The organism is Limosilactobacillus vaginalis DSM 5837 = ATCC 49540 (assembly GCF_000159435.1).
Lineage (GTDB): Bacteria > Bacillota > Bacilli > Lactobacillales > Lactobacillaceae > Limosilactobacillus > Limosilactobacillus vaginalis.
The window spans coordinates 137,309-156,117 of record NZ_GG693412.1 but is presented as its reverse complement, the minus strand read 5'-3'; the positions used below and the strand labels follow the sequence as shown (position 1 = coordinate 156,117).

General features: G+C 40.6%; 17 protein-coding genes. 14 read left to right on the top strand and 3 right to left on the bottom strand.

The window, feature by feature from the left end:
* Positions 1-73 precede the first annotated feature (73 nt).
* From HMPREF0549_RS00655 to rpmH, 3 genes are all read right to left on the bottom strand, one after another.
* On the bottom strand, positions 74-904 hold the full coding sequence (locus HMPREF0549_RS00655; protein WP_003716312.1) for a YidC/Oxa1 family membrane protein insertase: 831 nt from the start codon (positions 902-904) through the stop codon (positions 74-76).
* A gap of 3 nt (positions 905-907) precedes the next feature.
* On the bottom strand, positions 908-1,264 hold the full coding sequence (gene rnpA / locus HMPREF0549_RS00650; RefSeq protein ID WP_003716311.1) for a ribonuclease P protein component: 357 nt from the start codon (positions 1,262-1,264) through the stop codon (positions 908-910).
* 129 nt (positions 1,265-1,393) lie between these two features.
* Complete coding sequence (gene rpmH / locus HMPREF0549_RS00645) at positions 1,394-1,528, bottom strand: 50S ribosomal protein L34 (RefSeq protein WP_003665227.1); 135 nt, start codon at positions 1,526-1,528, stop codon at positions 1,394-1,396.
* A 495-nt stretch (positions 1,529-2,023) separates the two neighbouring features.
* Between rpmH and dnaA the strand changes: the two genes are divergently transcribed.
* The 14 genes from dnaA to HMPREF0549_RS00575 all read left to right on the top strand — a co-directional run bounded on the left by dnaA (position 2,024) and on the right by HMPREF0549_RS00575 (position 18,721).
* Entirely contained in the window at positions 2,024-3,343 is a 1,320-nt protein-coding gene (dnaA, locus tag HMPREF0549_RS00640) for a chromosomal replication initiator protein DnaA (protein ID WP_003716310.1), read from the top strand.
* 173 nt (positions 3,344-3,516) lie between these two features.
* A complete protein-coding gene (gene dnaN, locus HMPREF0549_RS00635; RefSeq protein ID WP_003716309.1) occupies positions 3,517-4,656 on the top strand; it encodes a DNA polymerase III subunit beta in 1,140 nt (379 codons plus the stop codon).
* Positions 4,657-4,868: 212 nt separating this feature from the next.
* Positions 4,869-5,090 (top strand): S4 domain-containing protein YaaA, encoded by a 222-nt coding sequence (gene yaaA, locus HMPREF0549_RS00630; protein ID WP_003716308.1) that lies wholly within the window; start codon positions 4,869-4,871, stop codon positions 5,088-5,090.
* A gap of 8 nt (positions 5,091-5,098) precedes the next feature.
* On the top strand, positions 5,099-6,223 hold the full coding sequence (gene recF / locus HMPREF0549_RS00625; RefSeq protein WP_003716307.1) for a DNA replication/repair protein RecF: 1,125 nt from the start codon (positions 5,099-5,101) through the stop codon (positions 6,221-6,223).
* Positions 6,220-8,166 (top strand): DNA topoisomerase (ATP-hydrolyzing) subunit B, encoded by a 1,947-nt coding sequence (gene gyrB / locus HMPREF0549_RS00620; RefSeq protein ID WP_003716306.1) that lies wholly within the window; start codon positions 6,220-6,222, stop codon positions 8,164-8,166. The genes recF and gyrB overlap by 4 nt, the downstream gene beginning before the upstream one ends.
* Positions 8,167-8,254: 88 nt before the next feature.
* On the top strand, positions 8,255-10,774 hold the full coding sequence (gene gyrA / locus HMPREF0549_RS00615) for a DNA gyrase subunit A (RefSeq protein WP_003716305.1): 2,520 nt from the start codon (positions 8,255-8,257) through the stop codon (positions 10,772-10,774).
* 198 nt (positions 10,775-10,972) lie between these two features.
* Positions 10,973-11,269 (top strand): 30S ribosomal protein S6, encoded by a 297-nt coding sequence (rpsF, locus tag HMPREF0549_RS00610; RefSeq protein ID WP_003716304.1) that lies wholly within the window; start codon positions 10,973-10,975, stop codon positions 11,267-11,269.
* A 36-nt stretch (positions 11,270-11,305) separates the two neighbouring features.
* Complete coding sequence (ssb, locus tag HMPREF0549_RS00605) at positions 11,306-11,851, top strand: single-stranded DNA-binding protein (protein ID WP_003716303.1); 546 nt, start codon at positions 11,306-11,308, stop codon at positions 11,849-11,851.
* Between the two features lie 32 nt (positions 11,852-11,883).
* Entirely contained in the window at positions 11,884-12,120 is a 237-nt protein-coding gene (gene rpsR, locus HMPREF0549_RS00600) for a 30S ribosomal protein S18 (RefSeq protein ID WP_003716302.1), read from the top strand.
* A gap of 174 nt (positions 12,121-12,294) precedes the next feature.
* Positions 12,295-14,319: a DHH family phosphoesterase gene (locus HMPREF0549_RS00595; RefSeq protein WP_003716301.1), complete on the top strand. Its 2,025-nt coding sequence runs from the start codon at positions 12,295-12,297 to the stop codon at positions 14,317-14,319.
* Positions 14,320-14,324: 5 nt separating this feature from the next.
* Positions 14,325-14,777: a 50S ribosomal protein L9 gene (gene rplI, locus HMPREF0549_RS00590; protein ID WP_040530596.1), complete on the top strand. Its 453-nt coding sequence runs from the start codon at positions 14,325-14,327 to the stop codon at positions 14,775-14,777.
* Between the two features lie 27 nt (positions 14,778-14,804).
* Positions 14,805-16,205 carry a replicative DNA helicase gene (dnaB, locus tag HMPREF0549_RS00585; RefSeq protein WP_003716299.1) on the top strand — a complete coding sequence of 467 codons (1,401 nt, stop codon included), beginning with the start codon at positions 14,805-14,807 and terminating at the stop codon, positions 16,203-16,205.
* A gap of 160 nt (positions 16,206-16,365) precedes the next feature.
* Positions 16,366-17,568 (top strand): MDR family MFS transporter, encoded by a 1,203-nt coding sequence (locus HMPREF0549_RS00580; RefSeq protein ID WP_003716298.1) that lies wholly within the window; start codon positions 16,366-16,368, stop codon positions 17,566-17,568.
* Between the two features lie 163 nt (positions 17,569-17,731).
* On the top strand, positions 17,732-18,721 hold the full coding sequence (locus HMPREF0549_RS00575; protein WP_003716297.1) for an asparaginase: 990 nt from the start codon (positions 17,732-17,734) through the stop codon (positions 18,719-18,721).
* Positions 18,722-18,809 lie beyond the last annotated feature (88 nt).

Genomic DNA, 18,809 nt, shown 5'->3' with positions numbered 1-18,809 from the left:
GGCTATCAAACTAATTTTAAAAAATAAAAGATCAGGAAAAACAAACAGTTTTCCCTGATCTTTTATTTTTAAATTATTTTCTCCGGCTACTATATGCCCGCCGTTTAGCTTTTTCAAGTTTCCGCTTTTTTGCCTTTTCTTGTTTCTCCTTCGCTTCTCGTTCACGGCGAATCTTAAATGGGTTTTGCAATAAGAGTGTTTGAACTACCTGGAAGGCGTTTGAAACTACCCAATACAAAGTAATTGCGGAAGAGAATCCTAATGCCATGAAGAATACCATAATTGGCATAAACCATGTCATTGCGGAAGTCATTGCATTTCGCTCAGGCATTGAAGCCATTGATAACCATGAACTTAAGAAAGTAAATAGGGCCGCCAGAATTGGCAAAATGTAATAGGGATCTGTGTGTCCTAATTGGAGCCACAGAAATGTCCCGTGCCGTAACTCTGGTGTCCGCCAGATAGCTTGATAAAGGGCCCACATGATTGGCAATTGGATAATCATTGGCAACATTGAAGCCCAAGGATTAACTCCTGCTTCTTTATAAAGCTTACTGGTTTCTTCCTGCATCTTCACCATGGATTCACGATCCCGTGATGAGTACTTCTTTTGAATTGCCTTCAACTTAGGAGCTAACTCCTGAGTTTTCAGCATTGACTTCGTTTGGTAGAACATCAATGGCAAGAGGAGGACCCGAATAATGATCGTGAAAATAATGATCCCCATACCATAGCCACCACAATTATTTGATAGCCAAATGATAAACCGAGAGAAGTTATAAACTATGTAGTGATCCCACAAACCAGTACTGTGACTTGTAACTGGCTTATTTGAACAAGCTGCAAGAAAAAGCGTCAAACTTCCAATTGCAGCAAGACTTAGGACACGCTTTACCTTTTTCATTGATTAATGATCCTCACTTTTCTCTTCTAATAGATGCGCCCTTTTAAGAGCATGGACAAGGTTTTTCTTTGTTTCCGCCATTTCCAGGCCATCTGCAGCTGGACGAGCAATTACTAAGAAATCCACGTCTTGCCGTAGATAAGGTTTTACTTCAAGAAGTGTTTGGCGAATCCGGCGTTTAACCCAGTTTCGGTGAACCGCATTTCCAATCCTTTTCCCCACGGAAATACCAACTCGAAAATGCTTTTGACCTGGTTTTGCCATTTGATAGATGACAAATTTATGGTTGGCAACGGAATTATGGGTTTCGAATACCCGTTGAAACTCACTTTCCTTTTTTACCCGATATGATTTTCTCATAATAATGTAGATCTCCAGCCTTATTAAATGTAAAAAGGGCCGGACATTGCAGCTTCAACGAAACGATAGCTCGTCAAGCTGACTGCCCTGCCCTTGCAATAAAAAAAGCCACTATAAAAGTGGCCGTAATTATGCAGATAATACTTTTCTGCCCTTTTGACGCCGACGTGCTAATACCTTACGGCCGTTACTGGTGCTCATACGCTTACGGAAGCCATGGACACGTGCACGGTGACGCTTCTTTGGTTGAAACGTGCGCTTCATACGATGCACCTCCTATTCAATCTGAATGGTTTGGTTTTTATAGTCTAAAAAGACGATCTCTTCAAACATACTCTGGAAGTATAACATACTTTTCTCAAATATTAAACGTGAAATTTTTTTAGATTTTTTTATTTATCCACAGAAAGTCAAAAATAATCCACAGCGTTGTGTATTTCTCATTCCTGTGGATAAGTTATTAACCGTGATTTCACAGTGCTTTTCAACAATTCACATCCTGTTATTAAAGTTATCCACAGCCCTGTATAAAACTGTTCATAAGTCGTCTTAATGCCTTTGTTATAGTAATTAGTTATCCACAAGAAGGGTGGAAAACTATTATGTTTCTATTTTATCCTCAATTTCCACACTGCATTTTTTAATTTACACACAGTGTTGTGTAAATATTTTTCAATTATCCACTTACCTGTGGAAAACTTTTTTTCATAATGATAAAATGTCGTTTGTAATTTAATATCTATTAGGAGGGGAACTATTTTGACTGAGCTCGATTCTCTATGGGAAGCGATCCAAAATTCATTTCGTCAAAGTAAAAGCCAAGTTACCTTTGACACGTTAATTGCTCCGGCAAAACCACTCTCTCTCTCTCAAAATCAATTAGAAGTTGAAGTACCCACAAAAGTCCACCGTGATTTTTGGGAAAAAAACTTAAAGGCTGAACTAAAGCAGTATGCCAAAGCAGTTACTGATCAAGAGATTGAACCGCACTTTGTTCTTGAGGGAGAATTCGATCCTTATCAAAATGATCGACCAGCAGAATCAAATAATTTTGAAATGGATACGCCGCTTAATCCACACTACAACTTCAAAACTTTTGTTGTTGGTGAAGGAAACAAAATGGCCCATGCTGCTGCCTTTGCAGTTGCCGAAAGTCCCGGTGGTCTTTATAACCCGCTTTTCATCTATGGGGGAGTGGGATTAGGAAAAACTCACTTGATGGAAGCAATCGGTAACCATATGCTCCAACTCAATCCGGCAGCAAAAGTAAAATACGTTACTAGCGAAGAATTCACTAATGATTTTATCCATTCTATCCAAAGCAACTCTACGGAAAAGTTCCGTGAAGAGTACCGTAACCTGGACTTATTATTAATTGATGATATTCAGTTCCTTGCTAATAAGGAAGGGACTCAGCTTGAATTCTTCAATACTTTCAACGCTCTTCATGACAATAAAAAGCAAATTGTCATGACTTCTGATCGAATCCCAAACGAAATTCCAGAATTGCAGGATCGTCTTGTTTCACGATTCCGTTGGGGGTTAACGGTTGAGATTACTCCGCCAGATCTGGAGACTCGGATTGCTATTTTGCGGAGTAAAGTAGAGGAAGATCACATTAATATTGGAAATGACACCTTGAATTACATTGCCGGGCAGATCGATACCAATATTCGTGAACTTGAGGGGGCGCTAACCAAGGTTCAGGCATTCTCTAACTTAAGCCAAGAACCAATTACTCCCCACCTTGCATCACAAGCCCTGCGTGGACTGCAAAGGACTACTAAAACAACAATTACGATCACGTCAATCCAAAAAAATGTTGCTGAATTTTACAATATTACCCAAAGTGACATTATTGGGAAAAAGCGGGTCAAGCAAATCGTAGTTCCGCGCCAGATCGCAATGTACCTTTCTCGTGAACTAACTGATTACTCATTACCAAAAATCGGCAAAGAGTTTGGCGGAAAAGATCACACAACCGTTCTTCACGCAATTGATAAAATCGAAGAAGAGCTTCGAACTGATAATGAACTTCAAGAGCAGCTAAATACATTAAAAGCAAAACTAAAAGCATAGCTGTGGAAAACTTGAAAGTTATTCCCAACTTTATCCACAGTTTATCCACAAGCAAATAAGTTGATTTTTCTTAGCCGAACTAAGTTATCCACAATATTAACAGGCTCTACTACTTCGACTATATTTTAAAGTATTAATATAAATATATATAACCTAACAAAGGAGCATTGATAATGAAATTTACCATCAATCGTTCAGCATTTATTAGTCAATTAAATAATGTTCTTCGGGCAATTTCGTCTAAAACTACTATTCCAATTCTGACTGGTTTAAAGATGGTAGTAGCTAATGATAGCATTACACTAACTGGTAGTAATTCAGACATTACGATTGAAAGTGTAATGTCAGCTAGTAATGAAGATTATGAATTAAAAATCGCTGAACCTGGTTCAATTGTTTTACCAGCCCGGTTCTTCAGTGAGATTGTTAAGAAACTTCCAGATAAACATGTAACTATTGAAATTACTAGTGGCTTTCAAGCTGATATTACTTCAGGTAGTGCAAAATTCCAAATTAATGGACAAGATGCAGAAAACTTCCCTCATTTACCAGAAGTTGAAGCAAATAATACTGTGGTTCTTGCCAATGACATGCTTAAAGAAGTCATTCGGCAAACCGTAATTGCTGTTTCTAAACAAGAAAGTCGGCCAATCCTTGCCGGGATCCACGTAACGTTGCATGATGGATTACTGACGGCAGTCGCTACTGATAGTCATCGACTCGCGCAACGGAAAGTGCAATTAGATGGTGTTGGCGACGTTAATTACGATGTTATTATTCCAGGGAAGAGTTTAGATGAACTTTCTGGAATGATTAGTGACGTTGACGATGATGTAAAGATGCAAGTTACCGATAACCAAGTTTTATTTATTTTTGGTAATACGCACTTCTATTCAAGATTGTTAGAAGGAAATTATCCGGAAACGAGTCAGTTGATTCCAGACACTTCAGATACGACAGTGGAAGTAGATGCCGGAACCTTCTTATCTTCAATTGACCGGGCTTCGTTACTTTCACATGAAAGTCGGAACTATGTTGTTAAATTAACCATTAAGCCTGGTGAAAAGCTGGTTCGGATTAGTGGTGACTCACCAGATATCGGAATGGTGGAAGAAGACGTTGCCACATCAGCGGTTGAGGGAAATGATTTGGAAATCTCCTTCAATCCTAACTACATGAAGGATGCGTTACGGTCCTTTGGTCAATCGACAGTTAAGATTTCATTTACTTCTCCACTACGTCCGTTTACGTTAGTTCCAACGGAAGATACAGAAAACTTTGTTCACCTGATTACGCCAGTTCGGACATTTTAATACCATGGAAAAGGATTATGATAATTAGTTTGTCATAACCCTTTTTTATTTTAAAAATTTGCTGAAATCGTGTTTTAAGCAAATTAAGCGTTTTTAACTTGATTTTGACAAAAAAGACTAATAACCACTAAGAAGCCTAAAAAAGGCTATCTGCGCGTTTTTAACCTCTTAAATGTGGTATAATAGTATTTGTGAAAAGTAGGTGATTAAGTGTGGAAAACAAGACCATAAAAATAGATCGGCCTTTCATCACCTTGGGACAACTACTCAAGGAAGAGGGAATTATCCCAACCGGTGGTGCAGCCAAGTGGTTTTTGAAGGAGCATGATGTTCGGATTAATGACGAACTTGATAATCGGCGTGGCCGGAAGTTATATCCGGAAGATGTCGTTATCATTCCCGAGCATGAACCAATTATGATTAAGAGTAAGTAGGAATTTGCATGATTCTTTCAGAATTGCACTTACATAATTTTCGTAATTACGAAGATCTGACAGTTCATTTTGCTCCTGGAGTTAACGTCCTGATTGGTCACAACGCTCAGGGAAAAACGAATATGTTAGAGGCAATTTATGCATTGTCATTAACACGGAGTCACCGGACCCATAACAACCGAGAACTCATTAATTGGCAGCATAAATCAGCAACCATTAGCGGAATTGTTCAAAAGACGAGTGGACGTGTTCCGCTAGAATTAGAATTTACTTCTAAAGGAAAGCGAGCCAAGGTCAATCATCTTGAGCAAGCTCGATTATCTACATATGTTGGTCAGCTAAATGCCATTTTATTTGCGCCGGAGGACTTGTCCCTAGTTAAAGGAGCACCAGCACTACGGCGTCATTTTATGGATATGGAATTTAGTCAGATGAGTAGTAAGTATCTTTATAATGCCGGGCAGTATCGGACTTTACTGCGCCAAAGAAATAAGTATTTGAAGCAGTTAAAATATGGTCAGCAGCACGATAAGGTTTTACTTGGCGTGCTTTCTGATCAATTAGCTGCATACGGTGCAGAGGTTATTATTGCCCGTTATCAATTCCTGCAGCATTTGGAAAAGTGGGCTTCGCAGCTTCATGAGAAAATATCATTAAATGCTGAACAGTTAAGGCTGGACTACATTACCCAATTAAAACTGAACGAAGAAACGACTGTTGAACAGGCATACCAAGACTTGCTTGGCCTTTATCAGTCCCATGTAAATTGGGAAATTGAAAAGGGAACTACAATGTATGGACCGCAACGGGATGATATTCACTTTATGGTTAACGGGAAAAATGTTCAGTCGTTTGGCTCACAAGGTCAGCAGCGAACAACGGCATTATCTGTTAAGTTGGCGGAGATCGACTTAATGAAGGAGCAGACCGGGGAATACCCGTTGTTGCTTTTAGATGATGTCCTATCTGAATTAGATACGATTCGTCAGACACACTTATTGACTGCCTTTCAAGATAAGGTACAAACCTTTCTGACAACAACAAGCTTAAATGATGTTGCAAGGCAGTTAATTCATCAACCGAAAATCTTTGAAATTGAACATGGTACTTTGAGCAAGGGGGAAACACAGTGAGCGACGAGCAAAAAGAAACAAAAGCTGAGTTAGCGAGCGAGTATGATGCCAGTCAAATTCAGGTCCTTAAAGGGCTTGATGCAGTACGAAAACGGCCAGGGATGTATATTGGTTCGACCTCGGCTCAAGGACTACACCATTTAGTTTGGGAAATTGTCGATAACGGAATTGACGAGGCCCTGGCTGGATTCTGTAACGAAATTAACGTGATTGTTGAACCAGATAATAGTATTTCTGTTACTGATAATGGACGGGGAATTCCTGTCGATACCCAAAAAGAGACCGGAAAACCAGCCCTTGAAACAGTATTTACTGTTCTTCACGCCGGTGGTAAGTTCGGCGGTGGCGGATATAAGGTCTCCGGTGGATTACACGGGGTCGGTGCTTCAGTCGTAAACGCCCTTTCTACAGAACTTGATGTTAAGGTTTCACGTCAGGGTAAGCGTTACTACATGGACTTTGATCATGGTCACGTTAAGACCTCAATGAAGGTAATTGACGAAAATGTACCGGAAGATATTCACGGGACAACGGTTCACTTTAAGCCGGATCCGGAAATTTTCCGCGAAACAACTACATACAACATTAAGACCTTAACAAACCGTCTTCGTGAGTTGGCATTCCTGAATAAGGGACTAAAGATCACAATTGAAGATAAGCGTGACAAGGAGTCAGAACGGCAAGAATTCCATTATGAAGGTGGGATTCGGCACTACGTTGATTTCTTGAATGAAGGGAAAACGACCCTCTTTGAACCACCAATTTACGTTGAAGGAAAAGAAAACGGCATCACTGTAGAAGTTTCTCTTCAATACACTGATTCTTACAGAAGCGATTTATTGACGTTTACTAACAACATCCACACCTATGAAGGTGGAACGCACGAAACTGGGTTTAAGATGGCCTTAACCCGGGTAATAAATGATTACGGTCATAAGGCAGGTGTCTTAAAGAGTAACGAGACACTTTCTGGTGATGATGTGCGTGAAGGATTAACCGCGGTTGTTTCTATTAAGCACCCGGATCCTCAATTTGAAGGCCAGACTAAGACTAAACTTGGAAACTCTGATGCACGAACGGCAACTGATCATGTTTTTGCAGCGACATTTAACCGATTCCTGCTTGAACACCCTGACGAAGCACGACAAATTATCGAAAAGGGACAACTAGCATCTAAAGCTCGGGTAGCAGCAAAACGAGCACGTGAAGTTACACGGAAAAAGAGCGGCTTGGAAATTAGCAACTTACCAGGAAAGCTAGCCGATAACACTAGTAAGGATCCAAATATTTCTGAGTTATTCATCGTCGAGGGGGACTCAGCCGGTGGTTCTGCAAAGCAGGGACGTTCTCGGTTGACGCAAGCTATTCTACCAATTAGGGGGAAGATCCTGAACGTTGAAAAGGCAACCCTTGACCGGGTCTTGGCAAACGATGAGATTCGTTCTCTATTTACAGCACTTGGAACTGGTTTTGGTGAAGACTTTGACATTACTAAGGCTAACTACCATAAACTAATCATCATGACTGATGCCGATGTCGATGGTGCGCACATTCGAACACTGCTCCTGACACTTTTCTACCGGTTCATGAAACCAATGATTACACACGGCTATGTTTACATTGCCCAACCACCGCTATATCAAGTTCGTCAGGGAAAGTTTGTAAAGTACATTGAATCAGATGAAGAACTCGATCGGGTTGTTAATTCACTTCAACCAAGTCCTAAGCCAGTTATCCAACGGTACAAGGGTCTTGGTGAAATGGATGCCGAACAATTGTGGGAAACAACGATGGATCCTGAAAAACGCCACCTGCTCCGGGTAAATCTTGATGATGCCAAGGCGGCAGAGGAAATCTTCCCAATGTTGATGGGGAATAAGGTTACACCGCGGCGTGAATTTATCGAAAAGAATGCTAAGTTTGTAGAAAATCTTGATTTATAAGATTGGTGTGTGAACCGAAGAAAAAGCTTGTTAATTACTAGAGCCTTTTTCGGGCTATACACTCAAATTTAAAGGAGGAACAACGATAGTGGCTGAAAACGATCTATCAAATAACCGGATCACGGACGTTAACCTGACTAGTCAGATGAAAAATTCATTCTTAGACTACGCCATGAGTGTTATCGTTTCTCGGGCGCTCCCGGATGTGCGTGATGGGTTGAAACCAGTACAACGACGGATCCTATACGGGATGAATGAATTAGGGGTTACTCCTGATAAGCCATATAAGAAATCTGCCCGGATTGTTGGGGATGTTATGGGGAAGTTCCACCCTCATGGTGATTCTTCAATTTATGAAGGGTTAGTACGGATGGCACAGGACTTTAGTTATCGGTACATGTTGGTTGATGGTCACGGTAACTTTGGTTCAATTGATGGTGATAGTCCTGCCGCCATGCGGTATACCGAAGCTAAAATGAGTAAAATTGCCGTTGAAATGTTACGGGATATTAACAAGAACACTGTTGATTTTCAAGATAACTATGACGGAACTGAAAAGGAACCAACTGTGCTACCAGCGCGGTTCCCTAACTTACTTGTTAATGGTGCTTCAGGAATCGCTGTCGGAATGGCAACGAATATTCCAACCCATAATCTCGGGGAAGTTATTAGTGCGATCCACGTATTGATGGATAACCCGGACGCTACAACTGAAGACTTGATGAAGGTCTTGCCAGGGCCAGATTTTCCAACTGGTGGCGTTGTGATGGGCAAGTCCGGAATTCGGAAAGCCTATGAGACCGGTCGAGGAACAATTGTTGTTCGGGCTAAAGTTGATATTGAAGAACGAAAGAACGGTAGACAACAAATTGTCGTTCACGAAATTCCTTATATGGTTAACAAGGCAAAGCTGATTGAACGGATTGCTGACTTAGCCCGGAATAAGGAAATTGAAGGAATTACTGACGTTAATGATGAAACCGACCGTGAAGGAATGCGGATTGTAATTGATGTCCGGCGTGATGCTAGTGCTGAAGTGATCTTGAATAATTTGTACAAGATGACCTTGATGCAGACAACTTTCAATTTCAATATGCTAGCAATAGTTAATGGTGCACCAAAGATCCTTAGCCTGAAGGAAATTCTTCAGTATTACCTAGAACACCAAGAAAATGTTGTTCGGCGGCGGACAGAATTCGACCTGAAGAAAGCCGAAAATCGTGCTCATATTGTTGCTGGGTTACGAATTGCTTTAGATCATATTGATGAAATCATTAATATTATTCGGAACTCCCAAACAAGTGAAATTGCGAAAAACCAATTGATGGAAAACTATGGACTATCGGATCGTCAAGCCCAAGCAATTCTTGATATGCGATTAGTTCGTTTAACCGGTTTGGAACGAGAAAAGATTGAAGCCGAATACAAGAAGTTAATGGCAGCAATTGCCGACTACAAAGACATCCTTGCTCATCAAGAACGGATCAACCAAATTATTTACGACGAATTATTGGAAATTCAAAAGAAATTTGGCGATAAGCGGCGGACAGAGCTTCAAGTTGGTGACATTACTAACATTGAAGATGAAGATTTGATTGAAGAAGAGTCAATTATTGTGACCTTAACGCATAATGGTTACATTAAGCGGTTGCCAGTAGATGAATTTAAGTCTCAACACCGTGGTGGTCGTGGTGTTAAGGGAATGGGTGTTCACAAGGATGACTTTATTGAGCAATTAATTTCTAGTGATACTCATGACCTGCTCCTCTTCTTTACCAATTCAGGAAAGGTTTACTCCATGAAGGGGTATGAAATTCCAGAGTATGGTCGTTCTGCTCAGGGAATTCCGATTATTAACTTACTTGGAATTGACAACAAAGAGAAGATTAGTGCTGTGATTAACGTTTCACATGAAACCAACGATGATGATAAGTTCCTCTTCTTTACCACTAAGCAAGGAACCGTAAAGCGGACACCAGTTACCGAATTTAAGAATATTCGAAGTAATGGGTTGAAAGCGATTAACCTTCACGATAATGATGAGCTGATCCATGTTGATATAGTTAAGGATCAACAAAACATGATTATCGGAACGCACCATGGTTACGCTCTAAGCTTTAACTCATCTGTTGTCCGGTCAATGGGACGTTCAGCGGCAGGGGTTCGCGGAATTCGCTTGCGGGATGATGATTATGTCATCGGTACTGCACCGCTTGATGATGATAGCAATGTCCTAGTAATTAGTGAGTTAGGTTACGGTAAACAAACGCCTGCTAGCGAGTATCCAATTAAGGGTCGTGGCGGTTTAGGTGTTAAGACCGTTAACGTAACGAAGAAGAATGGACCTCTGGTTGGCCTAACAACTGTTAAGGGAGACGAAGATATTATGCTGGTCACGGACCATGGTGTGATTATTCGTTTCGGTGTTGAAACAGTATCGCAGACTGGACGTTCAGCATTAGGAGTTCACCTAATTAAGATGGACAACGGAACGCATGTTGCTACGATTGCGAAGGTTGAAAAAGAAAGTGATGAAGATAGTGAAGACGATTCTTCATCAAATGAAAATTCAACTGAAGAAGCAACTACGGAAGAAAAAACTAAATAAATAAAATAGAAATCCTGATTTGTTACGTCTTTATTAATTAGACCGCAAATTCAGGATTTTCTTGTTACCTGTTCCTTGTTTTAAACCAATGTCTGTGGTATATTTTATTCTTGTGAGTATACGTAACAGACGTCTACTCTCCTTGTTCTTCTTAATCTTTACGGGAAGAGCCAGAGTCCATAAGGAGGTGTAACATTCATGGAAACACGTAAATATGAAATTACTTACATCATTCGTCCTGATATGGAAGAATCTGCAAAGAGTGACCTTGTAGCTCGCTTTGACAAGATTCTCGAAGACAATGGTGCAACCATCGCTGATTCCAAGGATTGGTCAACACGCCGGTTTGCTTACCCAATTGACAAGTACACTGAAGGTACTTACCACGTGGTAAACCTTACTACCGACACTGACGAAGCCTTAAACGAATTCGATCGTTTAGCTAAGTTCAACGATGATATCCTACGTCACATGATCATCAAGCGTGAAGCTTAATTTGATCTTCAATTAATAGAGAGGAGACGAGATCTAATGATTAATCGTGCAGTACTTACTGGACGCTTAACAAGAGATCCTGAGTTGCGGTACACAACCAGTGGAACAGCTGTTGTATCATTTACATTAGCTGTTGATCGTCAATTCCGAAACCAAAATGGGGATCGGGATGCTGACTTTATCAATTGCGTCATTTGGCGTAAGTCTGCTGAAAACTTTAGTAACTTTACTCATAAGGGATCCTTAGTTGGTATCGAAGGACGGATTCAAACCCGGAATTACGAAAACCAACAAGGTAACCGAGTTTATGTTACCGAAGTTGTTGTCGATAATTTTGCACTGCTTGAACCACGCCAAAATGGTGGTGGCCAACAATACGGCAACCAACAACCATTTGGTGGTCAAGGTCAACCGCAGTACAACGATAATCAACCACAACCTGGAAATAATGCTCCTCAGTCTAATTCGTCTAATGGCTTTGGTGGTAATAATAACCAACCAAGTCAACCAGATAGCCAATTTCCTAATAATGGGGACGATGGTCAATCCATTGACTTATCTGATGACGAATTACCATTCTAAAGAATTCTTTAACCAGATAGGAGGGTAATTTCATGGCACAACAACGTCGTGGCGGTCGTCGTCGTCGTAAAGTCGACTTTATCGCCGCAAACCACATCGACTACATTGATTACAAAGACACTGATTTATTACGTCGGTTTATTTCTGAACGGGGTAAGATTTTACCACGTCGGGTTACTGGTACTAGCGCCAAGAACCAACGTAAGTTAACTATCGCTATTAAGCGTGCACGGATTATGGGTCTTTTGCCATTTGTTGCTGAAGATTAATTCCGTAAAATAAAGAATCGTAACAATTATTTGTTGCGATTCTTTATTTTTAAAAGATTTTTCATTCCGGATGTGTTGAGATGCAGTCAAATAGGCCAATGTGATATTATAGATACTGATTTGTTTAACAAAAATTAATAATTAACGAAAAACGTTAAAATCGGGAGGACCAGTATGAGAGATCTTATTAGTCGAGAATACTGGCGAGAGCTGTTTAAACAGCCAGCAGTTCGGTGGAATTTTATTTACATTTTAATTTTAACGATTCTCAGTCTAGCGCTGGGATTCTATATTAACTGGCTTCTTGGGATTGCGATCCTGGTGGTAGCTCTTTTCGGTAGTCAGTTTAGTATAAGTCGTTTACGAACAATCGTTGTTGATGCTCATGAGTACTTAGCAGATTTAACTTATCGGGTTGAGCAGGGACAACAAGAAGCGCTGCTCGAAATGCCTTTAGGAATGATCTTGATGAATAAGCTGGGCGAAATTCAGTGGATTAACCCTTATATGGCTAAGTACTTTGATCTAAAAATTGTTGTTGGAAAAAAACTCAAAGAAGTCGATAACGAGCTTGCCAAACTAGAAAATGAACATCGGAATGATAAAAGGCCGACAATCGTTACGTGGCAGGATCGGCAGTTTGAATTCTTGGTTCAAAAAGATAATCACGTTATCTACATGATGGACGTGACAAGCTATGAAGAAATCAATAAACGTTATAAACAGCAACAAATTTTCCTGGGAAACATATATTTAGATAACTATATTGAATTAACCCAGGGGATGAGTGACTCAGATGTTTCTAATTTACATAACTATGTAACATCGGAAATTAGTAAGTGGGCAGCGGAGAATCACTTACTAATGAAGGTAATTGATGACGACAATTACTTGATTATCGGTCACCAAGTTTCATTGAACCGGTTGGAAGAGAAGAAGTTTAAGATTCTCGATATTATTCGTGAAAATACTTCAAAGCAGAACTCGCCAGTAACACTAAGCGTTGGAATTGCTTATGGTGAAAATGATTTGGTAAAATTAGCTGATACTGCTCAAAATAACCTTGACCTTGCGCTGGGACGAGGTGGTGATCAGGTTGTTGTCCGGGCTCAAGATTCTGAAGCACGTTTTTATGGTGGAAAAACCAATCCAATGGAGAAACGGACACGGGTTCGAGCACGGATGATTAGCCAAGCTCTTCAGGAGTTAATGGCACAGGCGGATCAACTTTTTGTAATGGGGCATAAAAATCCTGATATGGATTCACTTGGTGCTTGCTTAGGGATTCGCCGAATTGCGGCAATGAATAACCGTGAGTGTTGGATTGTTATTGATAATGAGCAGGCGCACTCTGATGTTCAGCGTCTTTTAAAGCAAATGGATAATTTCCAAGAGATCAAGGAGCATATTATTACCCCTGAAGAGGCTCTTGAGAAAGCTACCCCTAATAGTCTCCTGGTGATGGTTGACCACGCTAAGAAGGGGATTACAATTGCTTCAGAGCTTTATGAACGATTGCAGAATCGCCTTGTGATTATTGATCACCACCGGCGCGGTGAAGAATTCCCTGAAAATCCATTATTGGTTTACATCGAACCATATGCATCATCAACCTGTGAGTTAATTACTGAAATGTTTGAATACCAGCCACGAGAGGGTAAAGGGTTGAATAAGCTTGAAGCCACTGCAATGCTGACGGGGATTCAAATTGATACTAAATCCTTTACCAAGAGTGCAGGGACACGGACATTTGACGCGGCAAGTTACTTGCGTTCTGCAGGGGCTGATGGGATGATGATCCAGATGTTCATGAAGGAAAATGCAGATAGTTTCATGAAACGTAATCACTTGATCTCATTGGCAGAATTAAATGACTCAATTGCGATCTGTGCCGGAGAAGAAGAACAGGTCTATGATCCAGTAACGGCTGCTCAAGCGGCTGATATGCTTCTTCAGGTTAACGGAATAGAGGCTTCGTTTGTTATTACTAAACGGGCTGATGGAATGGTCTGCATCTCTGCACGTTCAATGGGTGACGTGAATGTTCAATTAATCATGGAAAAGATGGGTGGCGGTGGTCACCTAGCTAATGCCGCAACCCAAATTAAGGGCAAAACAATTGCGGAAGTTAAGCAAACTCTGATTGACCAATTGGCTAAAACAGAGGATGATGGAAATAAAGAATCAACTGAGGAGTGACTAAGATGAAAGTTATTTTTATTCAAGACGTTCGTGGTCGCGGAAAGCGTGGACAAGTAAAAGATGTTCCCGATGGCTATGCCCAAAATTACCTCATTAAGCGGGGCTTAGCAAAGCAGGCAACCCATGCTGCAATGAGTCAGTTAGCGGGGCAACAACGTGCAGAAGAAAAGCACGCTGCTGAAGAACTAGCTGAAGCTAAAGAGTTGAAGAAGGTTCTTGAAAATGACAAGACCGTTGTTGAACTAAGTGGAAAGGCTGGAACTGATGGCCGGATGTTTGGTTCAATTTCAACAAAACAAATTGCAACTGCATTACAAAAGCAATTCAACGTCAAAATTGATAAGCGGAAGATTGAGCTTGCAGCACCAATTAAGGCGTTGGGTTATGTTAACGTGCCAATTAAATTGCACCCACAAGTAATGGCTGAAATTCGAGTTCACATTGCTGAAAAGTAAGCTCATTGATTAAAGGAGCGTATCGTCATGGATAATGCACCAGTGCAAGAAGAGCCACGTGACATCGATGCGGAAAAGGCAGTTCTTGGAGCTGTCTTTTTAAGTAAAGATGCCCTGGCTGATGCAATGGAATATTTAGAGCCACGCGATTTTTACCGTAAAGCCCACCAAATCATCTTTCAGAAGATGGTTGATTTAAATGATGAAGACCAGCCAATTGATGTGGTAACGATCCGGAGTGCGCTGGACAAGGATAATCAGACTGAAAATATTGGTGGAGTTGCTTATATTGCTGAAATTGCTACGGCAGTACCAACAGCAGCCAACGTTGCCTATTACGCTAAAATTGTTCATGATAAGGCAACGAGACGACGGCTAATTAATACAGCAACGAAGATTATTAATAATAGTTATGCTGATAATGATAGCGTGTCGGATCTGCTTGATAATGCTGAACAGCAAATCATGCAGGTTTCTCAAGATAATACCCAGAATGGTTTTCAAAACATTAAGGATGTCCTAGAGGCTTCTTTAAAACACGTTAATGACTTATCGAAAAACGATAGTGAAGTTACTGGATTGTCAACTGGTTATCAGCAATTGGATGAAATGACAACTGGTTTGCATAAGGACGAGTTAGTGATTATTGCTGCGCGGCCTGCTGTTGGGAAAACTGCATTTGCACTAAATATTGCCCAGAATGTTGCAACTAGTTCGGATACTGCTGTAGCAATCTTTAGTCTGGAAATGGGAGCGGAATCTCTCGTTAATCGGATGATCTGTGCTGAAGGAAATATTAACGCTAACCACTTGCGGACGGGGCAGTTAACTCAGGATGAGTGGAATAGTCTTTTTATTGCAACTGGGTCCCTTTCTAAAGCTAATATTTATATTGATGATACTGCTGGAATTAAGGTTGCAGAAATTCGTGCACGGTGTCGTCGATTAGCAAAAGAAAAGGGCAATCTTGGATTAATTGTGATTGACTACCTTCAGTTAATTGAAGGGACTAATCCCGATAACCGGCAACAAGAAGTTTCCGAAATTTCACGGCAGTTAAAGAAGCTTGCTAAGGAATTAGAGGTACCAGTTATTGCCCTATCTCAGCTTTCTCGTGGAGTTGAACAGCGACAAGATAAGCGACCGGTACTTTCAGATATTCGGGAATCCGGATCGATTGAACAGGATGCGGATATTGTTAGTTTCCTGTATCGTGATGATTACTATGAGCACGATGAAGATGGTGATGGCGAGGATAATCAGAATAATTCTCAGCAGGATAATGATGACGATGGATCGAACGTGAGTGAAGTTGAAGTCATTATTGAAAAGAACCGTAGTGGTCCGCGGGGAACGGTAAAGTTGTTATTTGCGAAGTCGTATAACAAGTTTGCTTCCGTTTCCTATATTCCAGAAGATAATAATTAATCGAATAATGAGGGCATCTAAGAGCGATCGTAGGGGCCCTTTTGTGCGTTTTTAAAAGAATGGCCGGTTCTATCCCAACCATTTGATAATAAAAAGGGTTATAGTCAAGATGGTAGATCTGTTTGGTTGAAAAGATGATTAAGAAAAGAGGAGGCGTAAGATGAACCGTCAAGGAATTGAATTAAAATGGTTGCTATTAGGAATGTTTTTAGGAAGTATCGGTAATAGTTTTGTTTGGCCGTTAACTACCATTTACATGCACCAACAACTACATGAATCATTAACTGTTTCAGGAATTGTCCTTTTACTCTATTCCGGTGCTAATGTTGTGGGGAGTTATATCGCCGGAACATTGTTTGATAAGAAGAATCCACGGCAATTAATGCTTGGCGGAACAGTTACGGCTACTGTAATTATGGCTCTGCTAATTGCATTTAATGGCTGGCCAGTTTATGGAATCCTATTAACTGGTGTCGGCTTTATGAATGGTTGGATAATTACCATGGTGAACTCTTACGGAACCCAGTCTGGACAAGATGGCCGATATGTTTTTAACATGTTGTACTTTGCCAATAATTTAGGAATGGTGATTGGAACAACAATTGTGGGGCCGCTTTACCAGTATGCTCACGGTAATATTTCACCGATGTTTTCAATTACGACAGTCCTTTATGTTCTTTTTAGTGCCGTTGTCTTTTTCTTCTTTAAGGATAACAAGAGCACTCGAAGAAGTAATCGGGAAGTTGACGTGGACATGGCAGAAGAAAAGGAACAGGTTAAGATGCCCGTTAGCAACCTGGTTATTAGTTGGACTTTCTTTGCGGCACTAATGATTATCTGGACGATGTATGAACAATGGGCAAGTAACCTTTCCGTCTTTATGACTGATCAGGGAATTTCAATGACCAAGTATAGTCTGTTGTGGACGCTTAACGGAGTCTTAATTGTGATTATCCAGCTGATCATTACCTGGATTAATCGGTACCGTTCAAACCTTTATTTGCAGGTATTCCTTGGGATCTTCACAGTCGGTTTCTCCTTTGTTCTATTGTTATTTGCTAAGTCCTACGTTTGGTTTGTCTTAGCAATGACGGTGCTAACAATCGGGGAAGCAACCGCGTTTCCAACCATGCCGGCAATTGTTAATGAATTATCACCGGTTAATATTAAGGGTAAATATCAGGGAATCCTGAACGCCTTCTCTTCACTTGGTAAGGCAATCGGACCGCTATTTGGCGGGATCCTAATTGAACTTTCCAGTTACCGGATCTTGTTCGTCGTTTGTGCGGTGGCGGTTTTTGCTACTTTAGCAGTTGTCTTCGTTGTAGTTAAGGCAAATCAATCGCGAACAGTTCGTTATTAGAAATATTACCCGGGAAATATAATAAAGGGGGAATATGAAACAGGATCGGGAAAGATCGCTGTCATATTCCCCCTTTATTATTAGAGTAGTTATTGGTTGAAAGTCACTCCAATTATTAAGGTTATGTTGTATAATCAAATTTAAAAATTATGGGAGTAATCAAATGAAAAAAATATTACTACTTTCAACGGGAGGAACCATTGCATCAGTTGCCTCAGAATCAGGATTAGTTCCTCGAGAATCTGGTGAAGGACTAATTAAGATGCTCGGCCAACTTCCATATAAGATTGAAGTTCGTGACATTTTACAGTTGGACTCATCAAATATTCAACCCGAAGAATGGGAATTTATTGCTAAAAAAATTTATGAATACCGAAACGATTATGACGGAATTGTCGTTTCACACGGGACTGACACGATGGCCTATACAGCATCAATGCTCTCGTTTATGCTACAAGGAATTAATTTACCGGTAGTGCTTACGGGAAGCCAGGTACCAATTAATGTTATCCTTAGTGACGCGCCAGATAATTTGCGGTTAGCTTTTGCCGCAGCTGCAAATTGTCGTCCAGGGATTTACTTAGCGTTCAGTGAGAAGGTGATGCTAGGCTGTCGAAGCGTGAAGGTCCGAACGACTAATTTTGATGCCTTTGAAAGTGTTAACGTCCCACCGGTTGCGACAGTAACGTCAGATGGCTTAGTCCTTAATCCGCAACAAGCAAACTTTCCCCATGCTGATCACTGTACATTAAACACGAAAATTGATCCCCGCGTATCCCTGGTTAAGTTGTTCCCTGGATTTGACCCGCAACTCCTATTTGCGATGGTTGAAAATGGCTGTAAGGGAATCGTAATTGAAGGCTATGGGCTTGGTGGAATGAATTTCATTCGTCGCAACATGGTTGGTGCGATCGGTGAATTAATTAAAAATGGGATTCCCGTAATTGCGACAAGTCAGTGTTTATACGAACGGAGTGACTTAACTAAGTACGAAGTTGGTCGTGAAGCCTTGCTAAAGGGAGCAATCAGTGCTCATGATATGACTTCTGAAAGCACCATTACCAAGTTGATGTGGGCTTTGGGACAGAAAATGGATGTTCATCAAGTTGCCAAATTCTTTGATCGGAATGTTGTTGGTGAGGTTAGTCTTTGATAAAAGTACTCTTCGTCAAAAAATGCTGAGGGAGAGTTATGAATGAATTTTCATGTATTATAAATAATAGCTATAATATGCAATTAAT